Annotated in this window: 18 protein-coding genes; 10 read left to right on the forward strand and 8 right to left on the reverse strand. The window is 69.3% G+C overall.

Annotation, left to right across the window (positions count from 1 at the left end; all coding sequences use genetic code 11):
• Window positions 1-49: 49 nt before the first annotated feature.
• On the forward strand, window positions 50-622 hold the full coding sequence (locus tag U5N23_RS01290) for a DUF1439 domain-containing protein (protein ID WP_322591065.1): 573 nt from the start codon (window positions 50-52) through the stop codon (window positions 620-622).
• Window positions 623-695: 73 nt separating this feature from the next.
• On the opposite strand, the gene U5N23_RS01295 is transcribed toward U5N23_RS01290, so the two are convergent.
• Window positions 696-1,619 carry a LysR family transcriptional regulator gene (locus U5N23_RS01295; protein WP_322591066.1) on the reverse strand — a complete coding sequence of 308 codons (924 nt, stop codon included), beginning with the start codon at window positions 1,617-1,619 and terminating at the stop codon, window positions 696-698.
• A 124-nt stretch (window positions 1,620-1,743) separates the two neighbouring features.
• On the opposite strand from U5N23_RS01295, the gene U5N23_RS01300 reads away from it, so the two are divergent.
• The gene (locus U5N23_RS01300) at window positions 1,744-2,529 is read left to right on the forward strand and encodes an SDR family oxidoreductase (protein WP_322591067.1); all 786 of its coding nucleotides are present in this window, start codon (window positions 1,744-1,746) and stop codon (window positions 2,527-2,529) included.
• 107 nt (window positions 2,530-2,636) lie between these two features.
• Here U5N23_RS01300 and U5N23_RS01305 read toward each other — a convergent pair whose 3' ends face one another.
• Window positions 2,637-3,338 (reverse strand): glutathione S-transferase family protein, encoded by a 702-nt coding sequence (locus U5N23_RS01305; RefSeq protein ID WP_322591068.1) that lies wholly within the window; start codon window positions 3,336-3,338, stop codon window positions 2,637-2,639.
• Window positions 3,339-3,470: 132 nt separating this feature from the next.
• Between U5N23_RS01305 and U5N23_RS01310 the strand changes: the two genes are divergently transcribed.
• Both U5N23_RS01310 and U5N23_RS01315 read left to right on the forward strand, forming a co-directional pair.
• Complete coding sequence (locus U5N23_RS01310; RefSeq protein ID WP_322591069.1) at window positions 3,471-4,385, forward strand: LysR substrate-binding domain-containing protein; 915 nt, start codon at window positions 3,471-3,473, stop codon at window positions 4,383-4,385.
• Between the two features lie 39 nt (window positions 4,386-4,424).
• The gene (locus U5N23_RS01315) at window positions 4,425-5,297 is read left to right on the forward strand and encodes a hypothetical protein (protein ID WP_322591070.1); all 873 of its coding nucleotides are present in this window, start codon (window positions 4,425-4,427) and stop codon (window positions 5,295-5,297) included.
• A gap of 69 nt (window positions 5,298-5,366) precedes the next feature.
• Here the strand turns inward: U5N23_RS01315 and U5N23_RS01320 are convergent, their stop codons facing one another.
• Both U5N23_RS01320 and U5N23_RS01325 read right to left on the reverse strand, forming a co-directional pair.
• On the reverse strand, window positions 5,367-5,876 hold the full coding sequence (locus tag U5N23_RS01320; protein ID WP_322591071.1) for an SRPBCC family protein: 510 nt from the start codon (window positions 5,874-5,876) through the stop codon (window positions 5,367-5,369).
• Between the two features lie 149 nt (window positions 5,877-6,025).
• Window positions 6,026-7,000: a LysR family transcriptional regulator gene (locus tag U5N23_RS01325; protein WP_322591072.1), complete on the reverse strand. Its 975-nt coding sequence runs from the start codon at window positions 6,998-7,000 to the stop codon at window positions 6,026-6,028.
• Window positions 7,001-7,142: 142 nt separating this feature from the next.
• On the opposite strand from U5N23_RS01325, the gene U5N23_RS01330 reads away from it, so the two are divergent.
• Window positions 7,143-8,018 (forward strand): oxidoreductase, encoded by an 876-nt coding sequence (locus U5N23_RS01330; RefSeq protein ID WP_322591073.1) that lies wholly within the window; start codon window positions 7,143-7,145, stop codon window positions 8,016-8,018.
• A gap of 12 nt (window positions 8,019-8,030) precedes the next feature.
• On the opposite strand, the gene U5N23_RS01335 is transcribed toward U5N23_RS01330, so the two are convergent.
• Genes U5N23_RS01335 through U5N23_RS01345 form a run of 3 tightly spaced genes read right to left on the reverse strand, consistent with a single transcriptional unit; the run spans window position 8,031 to window position 9,553 of the window.
• Window positions 8,031-8,219, reverse strand: a complete 189-nt coding sequence (locus U5N23_RS01335) for a hypothetical protein (protein ID WP_322591074.1) — start codon at window positions 8,217-8,219, stop codon at window positions 8,031-8,033.
• A gap of 58 nt (window positions 8,220-8,277) precedes the next feature.
• A complete protein-coding gene (locus U5N23_RS01340) occupies window positions 8,278-8,793 on the reverse strand; it encodes a hypothetical protein (protein ID WP_322591075.1) in 516 nt (171 codons plus the stop codon).
• Window positions 8,794-8,818: 25 nt separating this feature from the next.
• A complete protein-coding gene (locus U5N23_RS01345; protein WP_322591076.1) occupies window positions 8,819-9,553 on the reverse strand; it encodes an NIPSNAP family protein in 735 nt (244 codons plus the stop codon).
• Between the two features lie 119 nt (window positions 9,554-9,672).
• Between U5N23_RS01345 and U5N23_RS01350 the strand changes: the two genes are divergently transcribed.
• Window positions 9,673-10,659: a helix-turn-helix transcriptional regulator gene (locus tag U5N23_RS01350; RefSeq protein WP_322591077.1), complete on the forward strand. Its 987-nt coding sequence runs from the start codon at window positions 9,673-9,675 to the stop codon at window positions 10,657-10,659.
• Between the two features lie 6 nt (window positions 10,660-10,665).
• On the opposite strand, the gene U5N23_RS01355 is transcribed toward U5N23_RS01350, so the two are convergent.
• Window positions 10,666-11,331, reverse strand: coding sequence for a TetR/AcrR family transcriptional regulator (locus tag U5N23_RS01355; RefSeq protein WP_322591078.1), 666 nt, complete (start codon window positions 11,329-11,331; stop codon window positions 10,666-10,668).
• A 105-nt stretch (window positions 11,332-11,436) separates the two neighbouring features.
• Between U5N23_RS01355 and U5N23_RS01360 the strand changes: the two genes are divergently transcribed.
• From U5N23_RS01360 to U5N23_RS01375, 4 genes are all read left to right on the forward strand, one after another.
• Window positions 11,437-11,871, forward strand: coding sequence for a VOC family protein (locus U5N23_RS01360; RefSeq protein ID WP_322591079.1), 435 nt, complete (start codon window positions 11,437-11,439; stop codon window positions 11,869-11,871).
• 29 nt (window positions 11,872-11,900) lie between these two features.
• Entirely contained in the window at window positions 11,901-12,248 is a 348-nt protein-coding gene (locus tag U5N23_RS01365; RefSeq protein WP_322591080.1) for a GFA family protein, read from the forward strand.
• 27 nt (window positions 12,249-12,275) lie between these two features.
• Window positions 12,276-12,764, forward strand: a complete 489-nt coding sequence (locus U5N23_RS01370; RefSeq protein ID WP_322591081.1) for a DUF1579 domain-containing protein — start codon at window positions 12,276-12,278, stop codon at window positions 12,762-12,764.
• A 257-nt stretch (window positions 12,765-13,021) separates the two neighbouring features.
• The gene (locus U5N23_RS01375; RefSeq protein ID WP_322591082.1) at window positions 13,022-14,068 is read left to right on the forward strand and encodes a pirin family protein; all 1,047 of its coding nucleotides are present in this window, start codon (window positions 13,022-13,024) and stop codon (window positions 14,066-14,068) included.

The following is a 14,068-nucleotide window of genomic DNA, read 5'->3' on the forward strand; positions in this document are numbered from 1 at the left end:
GTCGTTGGTTCGCCTTCCGCGGCCCGCCACTCACCCGAGGAGCCACTGCATGCACCGCCGATTCTTTCTTGCTGCCGCGGCGCACCGCTGGGCGCTGGCCAGCCTTGCGCTGGTAGCCGCCCGCAGCGCCCGGTCCCAGCCGGCCTACACCGTCTCGGCCGAGCAGCTGCAGGAGGCGGTGGCTCAGCGCTTTCCGCTGCGTTATCCCGTGGCGGGCCTGGTGGATGTGGACGTGCAGGCCCCGCGCCTGTCGCTGCTGCCCGAGAGCAACCGCCTGAGCGCCGCATTCGCGCTGAAGGCCGCAGGCCCCGCACTGCGGCGCAGCCATGGCGGCACGCTGGAGGTGGAGTTCGCCCTGCGCTACGAAGCCATTGACCGCAGCCTGCGTGCGCACCAGTTGCGCGTGGGGCGGCTGGATTTCCCCAGCTTGCGGCCGGAGGTGGTGGCCATGCTCAACAGCTATGGCCCTGCCCTGGCCGAGCAGTCGCTGCGCGAAGTGGTGCTGCACCGGCTGCGCCCGCAGGACCTGGGCGTGCTCGACGGCCTGGGGATGCAGCCTGGGGCCATTAGCGTCACGCCCAGAGGCTTGTCCATCGCGTTCGTGAACAAGCCGGTGCCGTAACCGCCCAGCGCTTGCCTCCCTGCGCAAAGCAGCGCCTGCCAGCAGCAGCTTGGCGCCTGACCCTCGCGGGAGGTCAATCCCCCCGCACCCGCTGCGCAAACCCGCGCTGGCTGAACTGCTCGATGATGAATTCGACGAACACCCGCGTGCGCGCGGGCAGCAGCTTGCGGTCGGGGTAGTACAGCGAGGTCGGTCCTGCGTCCGACCACCAGCCCGGCAGCAGCCGCACCAGGTCACCGCTGGCCAGCCAGGGCTGGGCGAACGGCATGGGCAGCAGCGCCACGCCCAGGCCCATCAGGGCGGCCTGGCACATGGCCTCGGGGTCGTCGAAGACGATGCGCGGGCGCAGTTCGGCCGCTGCCGCATCGCCCGCCTTGTTGCGCAGCGTGGTGACGGGGATGCGCCCGGTCTGGATCGAGCGGCGCGCAATGCCGTCCCACTGCGCCAGATCGGAGGGGTGGCGCGGCGCCTTGCGGCCCTGCAGCTGGGCAGGCGATGCCACGGCCACGATGTGGATGGCGCCCAGCGTGCGCGCCACCATGCCGGGGTTCAGGTTGAGCCCGCCGCCGATGCCCGCGTCGAAGCCCTCGCCGACCAGGTCCACCTGCCGGTTCTCGAAGCGCCAATCGGGCTGGATGTCCGGGTAGCGCGCGAGAAACTCCCCCAGCAGCGGCACCAGGTAGGCGCGGCCGAAGGCCTGGCCCATGCTGACCTTGAGCGTGCCCGCCGGCTGGCGGTCGGCCTCGGCCGCGTGCTCCACGGCGTCTGCCAGGGTGGCCAGGGGCGTGCTGATCTGTTGCTGCAGGCGCTGGCCGCCCTCGGTGAGCACCAGGCGCCGCGTGCTGCGCTGGAAGAGGCGCACGCCCAGGCTGGCCTCCAGACGCGCGACGTTCTTGCTCACGGCCGCAGGGGTCAGTCCCATGAGCCGCGCGGCGGCCGAGAAGCTGCCGGACTCGGCGGATTTGACGAAGGATTCGAGGTGGCTGAGTGGTTGCATCCGGCATATTTTCAACTGGCAGTTGAAATTGGTACAGCCGATTCATGGCTACCGCGCATGCAATGGTTTGCCGACACTGCAGGTGTTGCCAGTGCATTCACTGGTCCACCCACTGGAGCAAACCATGACCACCACTTCTTCATCTTCCCCCGTATCGACCGCTGGCATCCTGGCCGGCAAGGCCGCCTTCGTTACCGGCGGCTCGCGCGGCATCGGTGCCGCCATCGTGCGCCGCCTGGCGCGCGACGGCGCTGCCGTGGCCTTCACCTACACCAGCAACGAGGCACCGGCCAATGCCCTGGCCGCCGAGATCGGGGCCGCTGGCGGCCGCGCCCTGGCGCTGCGCGCCGACAGCGCCGATGCCCAGGCCATCACGGCCGCCATCGACGGTGCCGCGCGCGAACTGGGCCGCCTGGACATCCTCGTGAACAACGCGGGTGTGGCGGTGATGGGCGATATCGGCAGCTTTCCGCTGCAAGACCTGGACCGCACCCTCGCCGTCAACGTGCGCGGTGTGTTCGTCGCCACCCAGGCCGCCGTGCGCCACATGGGCCAGGGCGGCGCCTACGGCCGCGTGATCACCATCGGCAGCACCAATTCCGAGCGCCTGCCCTGGGCCGGCTTCAGCGTCTACGGCATGAGCAAGGCCGCCATCGTGGGGCTCACCAAGGGCCTGGCGCGCGACCTGGGTCCGCGCGGCATCACCGTGAACAATGTGCAGCCCGGCCCGGTGAACACCGACATGAACCCCGCCGATGGCCCCATGGCCAAGGACATGCACGGCATGATGGCGGTCAACCGCCATGCCGACCCGGCCGAGATCGCTGGCATGGTGGCCTACCTGGCCGGGCCCGAATCGGGCATGGTGACGGGTGCCAGCCTGCTCATCGACGGCGGGTTCGCCGCCTGACCTCATACGGATTTGCCTTCAACCGTATACCGTCGTTGGTTCACCTTGCCGTGCTACAGCACTGTCTGCGGCTCCCGCCTCGTTGTACGGCCGAATGCAAATCCGTATCAGGCGGGCAACTGCGAAACCACCTCGTCCAGCGCCACATGCCCCTGGAACCCGCCGCTGCCGGTGGCGGGCTGCTGCCGCTCGATGGCATCGGCGAACGCCACGCCCGGGTCGGTGCGCAGCTTTGCCAGGTGGGCCGCCAGGTGCGGGTAGGCATCGACCTGCAGCACGCCGTGGTATTCGGCCCAGCGCGCCACGGCCACCAGGTAGGCATCGGCCACGGTCTTCTTGCTGCCGCCGTCCATCCACTCGCGCTGTGCGAGCAATTCGTCGAGGTGCGCGCAGCCCTTGGCCACCTGCGGGCGGCCGAGCTCGCGCAGCACCTCCTGGCGTGGCGGGTCGGTGGCCATTTCGTAGGCGGCCCACAGCGGCGCGAAGGCGGCGAAGAAATCCGTGGCCAGGTAGGCCAGCGTCTGGTTGAGCCGGTCGTACGCCGGGCTGCCCTGCGGGTAGCCGAGTCGGTGGCCGCTCTGTGCTGCCAGGTGCAGCAGGATGGCCACGCTTTCGGCGACCACGCTGCCATCGGCCGCCACGTAGGCAGGGGTCAGGTTCAAGGGGTTGATGCGCGCATAGGCCGCAGGCCATGGGTGTTCGAGCATCTCGATGCGAGACAGCGCATAAGGCGCGCCCAGCCATTCGAGCGCGATGACGCTGGCCAGTGAGCAGCCTTGGGGAACGCCGTAGAAAAGGGTCGGGGTCATTGCAGATCCTGGGGTTGAGGGAAGGAGCACCAAAGATACGGGTGTGGCCTTTGCCTCGGTAGTCCGTCAAAAGTAGACTCATCGTTCCTATATGTGAACGATGGCCGCGCCGTTTGGCGGCGAGGATGCTGCATGCTCAATCTCAATGACCTGCAATGGTTTGTGCGCGTGGTGGACCACGGCGGCTTTGCGGCCGCCGCGCGCGCGCTCGAAGTGCCCAAGTCCACGCTGAGCAAGCGCGTGGCACTGCTGGAGGCCTCGCTCGGGGTGCGCCTCATCCAGCGCAGTTCGCGCGTGTTCGTGGTGACCGACACCGGCCAGGCCTTCTACCGCCACGCGGCGGCCATGCTGATCGAGGCCGAGGCGGCCGAGAATGTGGTGCGCGGGCTGCAGGCCGAGCCGGCGGGGATCGTGCGCATCACGGCCTCGGTCACCACGGCGCAACTGGTGCTGGCAGGGTTGCTGCCCGCATTGGCGGCGCGCCACCCCCGGTTGCAGGTGATGCTGCATGCCACCGACCGTTTCGTGGACCTGGTGCAGGAGGGCTTCGACATCGGGGTGCGCGACCATTCGTCGCCGCTGCCTGACTCGGAGCTGGTGCAGCGGCGCGTGGGCTATGAGCCGTTCTACGCGGTGGCCTCGCCGGCCTACCTTGACGCGCACGGTGGCGCACCCCTCCACCCGCGCGATCTGGCTGCGCACGATGCCCTGCTGCTCTCGCCTGCGCCATCGGCCCAGATGTGGAATTTCCAGCGCGGTGGCGAATCCTTCGCTGTGCGGCCGGTGCCGCGTTTCTTCGCCGACGAGCCCTGGACTTTGCTGCAGGCGGCCCTGGCGGGCGTGGGCATCGGCTGCCTGCCACGCGGCCTGTGCCAACCCGACATCGAGGCCGGCCGCCTGGTGCGGCTGCTGGCGGATTGTCGCTATGGCGCGGGCATGACCACCACCTTGCTGATCTCGCACCGGCGCGGGCAACTGCCCTCGGTGCGCGCAGCCGTGGACTTCCTGGCCGAAGGCATGGCGCGCTACCGGGGCCTGGAAGGATAGGCTCTATAGTGGCCCACCATTCCACCTTGGGACCATGCCGTGCACCACACCCCCCGCTTTCCGCGCAACGCCCGCACCACCGCAGTGGCCCTGACCCTTCTGGTGGCCGCCTTCACCACTGGTGCCGTCACCCCGGCCGAGTCCGGCTATGTGGGCGAATACCGGGGCGGTTCGGTGGACACCGTGGCCCAGCTCGCGCTGCTGGACGACAACACCTACTGCTACGCCTTCACGGGTGGTGCGCTGGACCTGGTGGCCGCTGGCCGCTGGAAGGCCGAGGGCAACGGTATCCGGCTGCAGCAGGTGCGGCAGGAGCAGACCCTGTTCCCCGCATTCGCCCGCCAGGTGGATGCGCAGGGCGCCATGGTGGAGTTCGACTTCCATGGCTACACCTTGTCCAATGCCCGCGCGCCGGTGTTCGCCGTGTCGGCGGACGACAAGGTGCCCGCCACGCTGCGCCCCTTGTTCACGGAGGGCAACAGCAACTGGTCCGAAAGCTACAAGCTGCCCGCCATGCCGGCCGAGTCGGTGCGCTATTTCTACCTGGGTGACGTCGTGGAAGAGAGCCCCGGGAAGTCGCCGGTGGTGAAGTTGGTGCAGTACCGGCTGGAGAGCGGCAACTCCGTGCGCGTAGGTTTCGACGAACTGCAGGCCATGCCCCTCATGGACCAGCGGGCCGAGCTCAAGGGCCAGATGCTGTTCCTGTCCGGCAGCCGCCTGGGCCAGCGCCGGCCCTTGAACCCCGAGGTGCTCAAGGCGGTGCGCAGTGGCTGCATCGATCCCGCATTGAAGCCCGGTGTTCCACGTCCGCTCAAGCCCGGCCAGAACAAGGGCCTGGAACCTGTGAAGACCTTCACTGTCAGCCCGTCAGCCGTTCAGGGCAAGCCCTTCTTCGAAGCCAAGGCCAACTGACAGGCCGGCTGCTCAGAGGCTGGGATTTTTTTTGGCGAGGGTGGGCCTGGACGAAAGATTCTCAGCCTCTCAGGCCGACAGTGCTCCGACGGGCGCGCGCGGCGCGGTCTCGATCTGCGCCTTGGCCAGGCGCAGCGCCTTGCGCATGTAGCCGCGCCACAGCACGCTGGCCAGCAGCCAGAGCACCGGTGCGGCCCACTTCGAGCGTGCGTGGAAGGCATGGCGCCAGCGCACCGTGGTCTGCGTGCCGCCGGCCTGCGGGTCGAACCACCAGGCGCCGTCCGCCCCCGTCGCCAGCCAGCGCAGCACCCCAGTGAAGCCGCTGACCGTATAGGCGAAGTACTGGGCCGGGCGGTAGTGCTTGAGCCCCTCCTGCGCGCTGCTGCCGTCGGACATGGCCACCGTGCGCGTCTGACCCGGCGCATCCCAGGCACCCGTCTGGTCGCGCGTGCCCGTCACCGCCGGCAGTGGGCCGTAGCCGGTGAACAATGTCGTGGGATCAATGGGCGCGATGTGACCGAACGCCTGCGCGGGCGAGGCCTTGATGTGCGTCTGGACCGTGGTGGCAAAGGTGGTCATGGGCGTTGTCCGGTTCGTGCCTGGGGTGAGTGAACCGACTGTATTGTGGAAGCCCGAAACGATAAATACCGTTTTTCACAACGGACTGTTTGCCAAACCGTGAACAATTGCCCTTTCTCGCCGGGCAAAAGCGGTGTGCAGGTCGCGGCTCAGGGGGCTGTTGGCCTGCGCCGGCGCGGCTTTCTGGCGGCATCCGCCAGTTCCTGGGCGCTCAGGCCGAACACCGGGTTGTCCGCCAGCATCTCCACCGCCAGGTCGATGAAGGCGCGCACCCGTGCCGGCTGCGCCGCACGGCTGCCGTAGTACACGTACAGGCCCAGGTGCTGCGGGATGAAATCGGTGAGCACCGGCACCAGCTGCCCGCTGCGCACCAGCGGCGCGGCCGTCACACCCACCAGCTGGCCGATGGCGTGGCCACCGAGCACGGCGCGCGCCTCCAGCTCGATGTCGTTGGCGCAGAAGGCGGGTGGAATGGCGTGGGCGACGATGTCCTCGCCCACGCGGAACTCCCAGGGCATGGGCTTGCCCGTGGTCGGGTGGCGAAAGCCGCTGCACCGGTGCTGCGCCAGATCTTCGATGCGCTGGGGCGTGCCATGGCGCGCCAGGTAGGCCGGCGTGGCGCACACCACCAGCTGCAGCCACAGCAGGCGCCGGGCGATCACCCCGCCCTCGGGCGGGTAGCCCGAGCGAAAACCCACGTCCACCCGGTCCTCCACCCAGTTGCCGATGCGGTCGTCGAGCTGCACGTCGGGTTCCACCAGCGGGTAGCGGCGCACGAATTCGTCGACCACCGGCCAGATCACCTCCAGCATCATGGAGCGCGGGGCGGTGACGCGCAGCGGCCCGGCGATCTCCTCGCGCCCGCGCCGGGCGCCGTGCACGGCCCGCTGCAGCGTGGCCAGCCCGGGCTGCGCGGCGTCGAGAAACTGGCGCCCCTCCTCGGTCAGGCTCAGGCTGCGGGTGGTGCGGTGGAACAGGCGCACGCCCAGGTGCGATTCGAGCTGCCCCAGCGCCAGGCTGGCCGCCTGCGGCGTGATGCCCTGGGCCGAAGCCGCCTGGCGCAGGCTGCCCAGCTCGGCCGCCTTGGCAAAGGTGGCGATGGCGCGCAATTCGTTGATGGCCATTGATTGACAAGTGTTACTTGTGAATGAAGTCAATGATTATGGGCTAGTACGATGGCAATGGCGTGCCTACAGTTCATCCCCATGGCAGCACGTCAGGTCTGCCAGAGCCCCGTTACCAACCCCTTTCCCAAGGACTTCTGCCATGACCGCTCACACGTCTTCCTCTTCTTCCTTTCCCCGCATCTGGCTGATCACCGGCGCCTCGCGCGGCATCGGCGCCCGCATTGCCGAGGCTGCACTGGCCCAGGGCGATGCCGTGGTGGCCACCTCGCGCAGCGCCGACTCCGTCACAGAGCGCCTGGGTGCCAGCGATGCGCTGCTGCCCCTGGCGCTCGATGTGACCGACGAGGCGCAGGCCCGCCACGTCGTCGGCGCTGCGCTGGAGCGCTTCGGCCGCATCGACGTGCTGGTCAACAACGCGGGCTACGGTCTGCTGGGGGCGGTGGAAGAGGCCACGGCCGACGAGGTGCGCCGCCTGTACGAGACCAATGTGTTCGGCCTGCTGAACGTGACGCGCGCCGTGCTGCCCGCCATGCGCGCGCGCCGCGCCGGCCATGTGATCAACATATCGTCGCTGGGCGGGGTGCGCTCTTCAGCAGGCTTCGGCGTGTACTGCTCGACCAAGTTCGCCGTGGAAGGCCTCACCGAGGCGCTGCACGCCGAACTGGCGCCGCTGGGCGTCCATGCCACGGTGGTGGAGCCGGGCTACTTTCGCACCGAGTTCCTCGACACGGCTTCGCTGTCGGTGTCCCCGCTGGTGCTGGAGGACTACGCAGAGAGCGCGGGCGCGGTCCGCGAGGCGGCCCGCCGCATCAACCTGAACCAGCCCGGCGACCCCGTGCGCCTGGCCCAGGCCGTGGTGCAGCTGGTGGCCAGCCCCACGCCTCCGCTGCGCCTGCCGCTGGGCACCGACACATTGCAGACCATTGCCGACAAGCACGCCTTCGTGGAGAAGGAGACGGCCGCCTGGCGTGACCTGGCAGCCTCCACGGACTTCCCGGTGCAAGCCGCAGCCTGAACCCCTACATAGTTACTTGCCGTCGGCAGCGTGTGGAACTGGCGCGGCCAAGGCAAGTGCCCCCGTGCAAGGGCCGCCCCGCCGCACCGGGGGCTTCCCCCTCCCGCCGTCCAGGAACAGGGCGGTGGCCGTGGGGCTGGGGGCGCCGGCATTCACGGTGATGTTGCTGCCGTGCAGCTCATTGGCGAGGATCAGGGTCATGGGCTGGCTGGCCGAGGTGACGCAGAACACGCGCTGACCCTGCCAGCGTGCCAGTGGTTCAGGCCGGGGGACGCGAGAACTCCATGGTCCAGTTCGTCTCCCAGGTCTGCCCGCCATCGTCGGAGAAGGCCTGTTCCCAGCGCGGCGCGTGGGTCTCCAGGTTTTTGCTCCACCGGAACTGCACGCGCACCGGGCGGCCCTCGAAGGTGTCATCGCCGACGAACAGGCCCTGATCGGTGCCTGCGAAGCCTCCCATCACAGGTGGTTTCAACAGGCCGGTGGCCGTGTCCAGACCACCCGTCACGTTGTCGAGCCAGTAGATGCTCCAGCGCCGCGCCTCGGGGTTGAACAGGCGCAGTGCCATGCCGACGTAGCCGGCGTTCCAGGCCTCGGGGATGAAGTCGTCGCAGTTGCCGATGCCGACCGACAAGGGGCGGGCAGTGCCCGTGGCCTCGAAGGTCTCCCAGTCGGTGCAATCTGCGAGCCGTTGCACGAGGCGGGTGTTGCGGATGCGCCAGGGGCCCATCAGGAAGTCGAAATCGTGGGCATCGCCCGTGGGTGGGGTGATCGGCATGGGGTGTCTCCGGGATGGGTGTGCGTCATGCGTGCAGGGCCGAACGCGCCGTGGGCTGCAGCCGGTGGGCTTCGGGAGCACGCGCCAGCCAGGGCGCCAGGCCCGGGGCCACCTCGCGTTGCCAGGCTCCGCCCTGCGCAAAGGCGTCCAGCGCGCCGGCATCGTCGAACAGCGCCAGGCCCAGCAGCACGGGCTCGCCCTCGCGCACCGGCAGGCGCGCAAAGGTATTGGGGCTTGCTTCGCTGGCATACCAGGCCGTACGGCGCGCACCACCGGTGCGCAGCGTGGGGTCCATGCGCTCGCGGCAATAGTCCAGCAGTGCGGGTGTTGCCGGCTCCTTGAGGTAGAACACGGTGGCATCGAGCAGGCCCGGGGCCGAGCCGCTGGCGCCGGGCGCGGCACGGTCGGACGACAGTTCTGCTGCGGCGCCTGACCATGCGGGGCGCAGCAGCAGCACGTTGTCCGAATCGACCATGGTGGCGTTGGCTGCATGGCAGTGCGCGGCCCACACCGGGCCGCTGTAGAACGCTTCGAGCGCCCGCTGGCGCGCGGCCATGTCGGCAAAGCCGCGCAGCCAGGCGAAGAGGTCCGGCTGGTTGAGGTCGCGGAACTGGCCGATCACGCGCATGCCTTCGCGCTCCTGGCTTTCGAGGAACTCGCGGTCGAACAGGTCGATCAGCACGTCGCGCTGGCCGGGGTGCAGGGTGTACTGGCGCAGCTCGACGATGGTGCAGTCGGAAATCGAGGGGGTGGCGGGCATGCGGGGTTTCCTTGGGTCAAGCGAAAAGAGAGAAGCCCGCAGTCTGCGGCGCAATACCTGCCAAGGCATGGCAGGTATTCGCTGCATACTGCACACCGTCGCTTTTACCTGTGCCACCCATGCGTGCCAGCCGCCTGTTGTCCATCCAGATGCTGCTCGAAACCCGGGGCCGCATGAGCGCGCAGGCGCTGGCCGATGCGCTGGAGATCTCGGTGCGCACGCTGTACCGCGACGTGGACCAGCTCACGGCGGCGGGCGTGCCCATCTTTGCCGAGCGCGGGCGCCATGGCGGCTTTGCGCTGCTGCCGGGCTGGAAGACCACGCTGACGGGGCTCACACCGTCCGAGGCGCAGGCCGTGTTCCTGGGCGGCCTGCCCGGCCCGGCCGGCGACCTGGGCCTGGGCGATGAGGTGCAGGGTGCGCGACTGAAGCTGCTGGCCGCGCTGCCGGCCCCGTGGCGCGAGGATGCGCAGCGCGTGAGCGATCGCCTGCACCTCGACCCGGTGGACTGGTACCGCGAGAGCGAGCCCACGCCCCACCTGGCCACCGTCGCTGCCGCCGTCTGGGGCGGCCAGCAACTGGCCTTGTGCTACGAGAGCTGGGCCGATACGGTGGAGCGCACGGTGGCCCCGCTGGGCCTGGTGCTCAAGGCGGGTGTCTGGTACCTGGTGGCACTGCCCGTGGGCAAGGTCTCGGCGGACGGCGGGCCGCGCACCTACCGCGTGTCCAACATCCGCGCGGCCACGGCGCTGGGCACGCCTGTGCGGCGACCGGCGCGCTTCGATCTGCCGGCGTATTGGCGCGAGTCCATCCGCCGTTTCGAATCGGGCCTGTACACCGGCGAGGCCGAACTGTTGGCCACACCTGCAGGCCTCAAGGGCCTGAGTGCGCTCAGCAGTGCCGTGGCCCGCGCGGTGGCTGCGGCCCCGCCTTCTCGGCGCAAGGACGGGCGGGTGGCGCTCACGATTCCCATCGAATCGGTGGCCCACGCCTGCGGCCAGTTGATGCGCCAATCGCCCGAGGTCGAGGTGCTGCGCCCGGCCGCACTGCGGCGCGCCCTGGTGGAGCGCATCGAAGCCACGGCGCGGCTCTATGGCCTGCGCTGAGCCGCGCTACAAACCGCGTTCCACCATGTCCAGCAGCCGCTGGCCCAGCAGCTGCAGCATGTCGGCGGGTGTGCCGCGCAAGGGCCCGTCGATGCTCAGCAGCGCCATGCCGTGCACGGTGGACCAGGCCAGGTACTCGGCGCCGGGCCGGCGCTCGGGCGGCAGTGCGCCTGCGGTCACCAGGTCGTCGAGGGCGGCCGACAGGTGTTCGAAGGGGTTCAGGCCGGTCAGGCCGCCCATGGCGGGGTCGGGGTTCTGCTCCACGCTGAACTGCCCGCCGAACGCAGTGCGGAACAGCCCTGTCTCGGCATGGGCGAAGCGCATGTAGCCGGCGCCCACGGCGCGCACTCGGGCATGGGCCTGCTCGGTGGGCGTGCCGCCGGTGGGCACCCCGGCCATCTCGGCCTCCATGGCCTGGGCCACCGCAGCCACGGCGGCGGCGCGCACTGCAGCCAGCAGGTCCTGCCGGTTGGCGAAATGGCGGTAGGCGGCATTGGGCGCCACGCCCGCGCGGCGCGTGGCCTCGCGCAGCACCACGGCATCGGGCCCGCCCTGGCGCGCCAGCTCGATGCCTGCGTCCAGCAGTGCGCGGCGCAGGTCTCCATGGCGGTAGGTACTGCGCGGCGAGGAAGGGCCGCCTGGCAGGGCGCTGTTGCGGGTGGTTACGGACATGGGGATTTCAATGTGGACACTGTCCATTATCTTTGGTATTGTTTGTGAACGGTGTCCACAATGCGCGGATGTCCGTTTTTTTTGACCCACTTAAGGAGATCCGCCATGAAGGTCGAACCGTATCTTTTCTTTGAAGGCCGCTGCGAAGAGGCGCTGGAGTTCTATCGCACGGCCCTGGGCGCCGAGGTGACCATGCTGATGCGTTACAAGGACAACCCCGAGCCCGCTGCCGGTGCCGGCTGCTCGGTCGACGGCAGTGCCGGCGCAGGGCCCCAGCCCGAGATGGTCATGCATGCCTCGTTCAATGTGGGCGACACCCAGCTCATGGCCTCCGACGGCATGGGTTCGGGCAAGGCCAGCTTCCAGGGCATCTCGCTGTCGCTGGCACCCGAGACGGAAACCGAGGCCAAGCGCCTGTTCGAAGCGCTGGCCGCAGGTGGCCAGGTGCAGATGCCCCTGGGAAAGACCTTCTTCTCGCCCGCCTTTGGCATGGTCGCCGACCGCTTCGGCGTATCGTGGATGCTGGTGGTACCGCAGTGACGGGCGCCCCCACACCAGGAGCCGGACCTATGCGTTACCAGGGAAGCTGCCACTGCGGCAAGGTGGCGTTCGAGGTGGAAGGCAGCATCGACAGCGCCCTGGCCTGCAACTGCACCATGTGCCGCCGGCGCGGCTCGCTGCTGTGGTTCGTGCCGCACGGGCAACTGCGCCTGACCACGCCAGCGGCGGACCTGGCCAGCTACACCTTCCACCAGCACGTCATCCAGCACCGCTTTGGCCCGGCCTGCTGTATCCACACCTTTGGTGAAGGCACGCACCCCGCAGGCCACAAGATGGCGGCCGTGAACCTGCGCACGCTCGACGGCGTGGACCTCGACGCCATCCCCGTGCACCACCATGACGGTCTGGCAATGTAACCCCCCGTTCCTCGAAGGAGACTTGGCATGATGAATCCCGAACCCCAGGCACAGCACCGCTGGCTGCAGCAACTGCTCGGCGACTGGACCTGCGAATCCACCTGCGACGCCGGCCCCGGCGAGCCGCCCATGACCACCACCGGCACCGAACACGTGCGCCAGCTCGGCGATCTGTGGGTGCTGGGCGAAGGCACGGGCACCCTGCCCGGCGGCGGCAACGCGCGCATGCTGATCACGCTGGGCTACGATCCCGAGAAGGCGGTCTTCATCGGCACCTGGATCGGCTCGATGATGACCCACATGTGGGTCTACCGCGGCACGCTCGATGCCACCGAAAAGGTGCTCCCGCTCGAGACCGAAGGCCCGAGTTTCGCAGGCGACGGCGGCACCGCGAAATACCGCGACACCATCACCCTCCTCGGCCCCGACGAGCGCACGCTGACCTCCTCTACACAGCAGCCCGATGGCAGCTGGAAGGAGTTCATGAAGGCGACCTACCGCCGCAAGACCTCCTGAGCCTGCACCCGACATGGCGTGGCGGCGGGCTGGCGCTGCGGTGCCCGCCGAGGGCGCGCAAACGGTGTTCGCGTGCCGTGAGGGCGCTGTCAGCGGGCTGGCGCGCTTGTCTCTAGAATCGCTGCGGTCGCCCGCCGATTGTCCTGCGGCATGCACCGCACCGTTCCACCGGTGGCACTTCTGTGGCGCTGCAATGGCCCCATCTGTTGCGGGCATGCCGCTCACGATCACGACGGCGCACCACCGAAGGAGGCCCCATGTCGAACAACCAATCCACGCCCATCCTGCACAGCCAGCCGCTCGGCCCGCTGTGGCCCACGCTCGACCCGTTCCTGTTCTGCGCCCACCACGACGATGCCTACCCCGCCGGCAACGCGGCCTTCGGACCGGCCGTGCCGGTGGACGACCGCCAGATCGGCAGCGACTTCAGCCGCAAGGACGGCTGGAGCATGTACCACGGCGAGACCGTGCCCGGGTTTCCCGGCCACCCGCACCGCGGCTTCGAAACGGTGACGCTGGTGCGCAAGGGGCTCATCGACCATTCCGACTCGCTCGGCGCGGCTGCGCGTTTCGGCGGCGGCGATGTGCAGTGGGTCACTGCCGGCAAGGGCATCGTGCACTCCGAGATGTTTCCGCTGCTCAGCGCCACCGAGCCCAATCCGCTGGAGCTGTTCCAGATCTGGCTGAACCTGCCTGCGCGCCACAAGATGGTGGAGCCGCACTTCACCATGCTCTGGAACGAGCGCATCCCGCGCCTGGTGCACCACGACGAGGCCGGCCGCACGACCACTGCCACCGTGGTGGCCGGCGCCCTGCCCGCCGCGCCGGCACCGCTGGCGCCGCCACCCGAGTCCTGGGCCTCGCAGCCCGGCTCCGATGTGGCCATCTGGACGCTGCGCCTGGACCCCGGTGCCCAGTGGCCCATGCCGGCTGCGCAGGGCGAGGGCACGCGCCGCATGCTCTACTTCTTCGTGGGCGATGGCCTGCGCGTGGGCCCGCAGGACGTGGCTGAGCATGCCGCGCTGGAGCTCGATGCGCGCCAGGATTGGCTGCTGACCAACACCGGCGCCACCGTGGCCGAATGCCTGGTGCTGCAGGGCCGCCCCATCGGCGAGCCCGTGGCGCAGTACGGCCCCTTCGTGATGAACACGCAGCAGGAGATCATGCAGGCCATGCAGGACTACCGCCGCACCCAGTTCGGCGGCTGGCCCTGGCCCGACAGCGACCCGGTGCACGGCACCGAGGCACGGCGCTTTGCGCGCTACCCCGGCCAGGCCGAGGACGAGGTGCCTGCCGCGGTGTGA

The organism is Acidovorax sp. (assembly GCF_034519795.1).
Taxonomy (GTDB): Bacteria; Pseudomonadota; Gammaproteobacteria; order Burkholderiales; family Burkholderiaceae_C; genus Acidovorax.

Excerpts from the sequence above, each read along its gene's own strand:
- U5N23_RS01325 (WP_322591072.1), bottom strand. The coding sequence starts at position 7,000 with ATGGCCATCAACGAATTGCGCGCCATCGCCACCTTTGCCAAGGCGGCC.
- U5N23_RS01335 (WP_322591074.1), bottom strand. The coding sequence starts at position 8,219 with ATGACCCTGATCCTCGCCAATGAGCTGCACGGCAGCAACATCACCGTG.
- U5N23_RS01375 (WP_322591082.1), top strand. The coding sequence starts at position 13,022 with ATGTCGAACAACCAATCCACGCCCATCCTGCACAGCCAGCCGCTCGGC.
- U5N23_RS01365 (WP_322591080.1), top strand. The coding sequence starts at position 11,901 with ATGCGTTACCAGGGAAGCTGCCACTGCGGCAAGGTGGCGTTCGAGGTG.
- U5N23_RS01300 (WP_322591067.1), top strand. The coding sequence starts at position 1,744 with ATGACCACCACTTCTTCATCTTCCCCCGTATCGACCGCTGGCATCCTG.
- U5N23_RS01310 (WP_322591069.1), top strand. The coding sequence starts at position 3,471 with ATGCTCAATCTCAATGACCTGCAATGGTTTGTGCGCGTGGTGGACCAC.
- U5N23_RS01305 (WP_322591068.1), bottom strand. The coding sequence starts at position 3,338 with ATGACCCCGACCCTTTTCTACGGCGTTCCCCAAGGCTGCTCACTGGCC.
- U5N23_RS01330 (WP_322591073.1), top strand. The coding sequence starts at position 7,143 with ATGACCGCTCACACGTCTTCCTCTTCTTCCTTTCCCCGCATCTGGCTG.
- U5N23_RS01340 (WP_322591075.1), bottom strand. The coding sequence starts at position 8,793 with ATGCCGATCACCCCACCCACGGGCGATGCCCACGATTTCGACTTCCTG.
- U5N23_RS01350 (WP_322591077.1), top strand. The coding sequence starts at position 9,673 with ATGCGTGCCAGCCGCCTGTTGTCCATCCAGATGCTGCTCGAAACCCGG.
- U5N23_RS01345 (WP_322591076.1), bottom strand. The coding sequence starts at position 9,553 with ATGCCCGCCACCCCCTCGATTTCCGACTGCACCATCGTCGAGCTGCGC.
- U5N23_RS01360 (WP_322591079.1), top strand. The coding sequence starts at position 11,437 with ATGAAGGTCGAACCGTATCTTTTCTTTGAAGGCCGCTGCGAAGAGGCG.
- U5N23_RS01295 (WP_322591066.1), bottom strand. The coding sequence starts at position 1,619 with ATGCAACCACTCAGCCACCTCGAATCCTTCGTCAAATCCGCCGAGTCC.
- U5N23_RS01355 (WP_322591078.1), bottom strand. The coding sequence starts at position 11,331 with ATGTCCGTAACCACCCGCAACAGCGCCCTGCCAGGCGGCCCTTCCTCG.
- U5N23_RS01290 (WP_322591065.1), top strand. The coding sequence starts at position 50 with ATGCACCGCCGATTCTTTCTTGCTGCCGCGGCGCACCGCTGGGCGCTG.
- U5N23_RS01370 (WP_322591081.1), top strand. The coding sequence starts at position 12,276 with ATGATGAATCCCGAACCCCAGGCACAGCACCGCTGGCTGCAGCAACTG.
- U5N23_RS01320 (WP_322591071.1), bottom strand. The coding sequence starts at position 5,876 with ATGACCACCTTTGCCACCACGGTCCAGACGCACATCAAGGCCTCGCCC.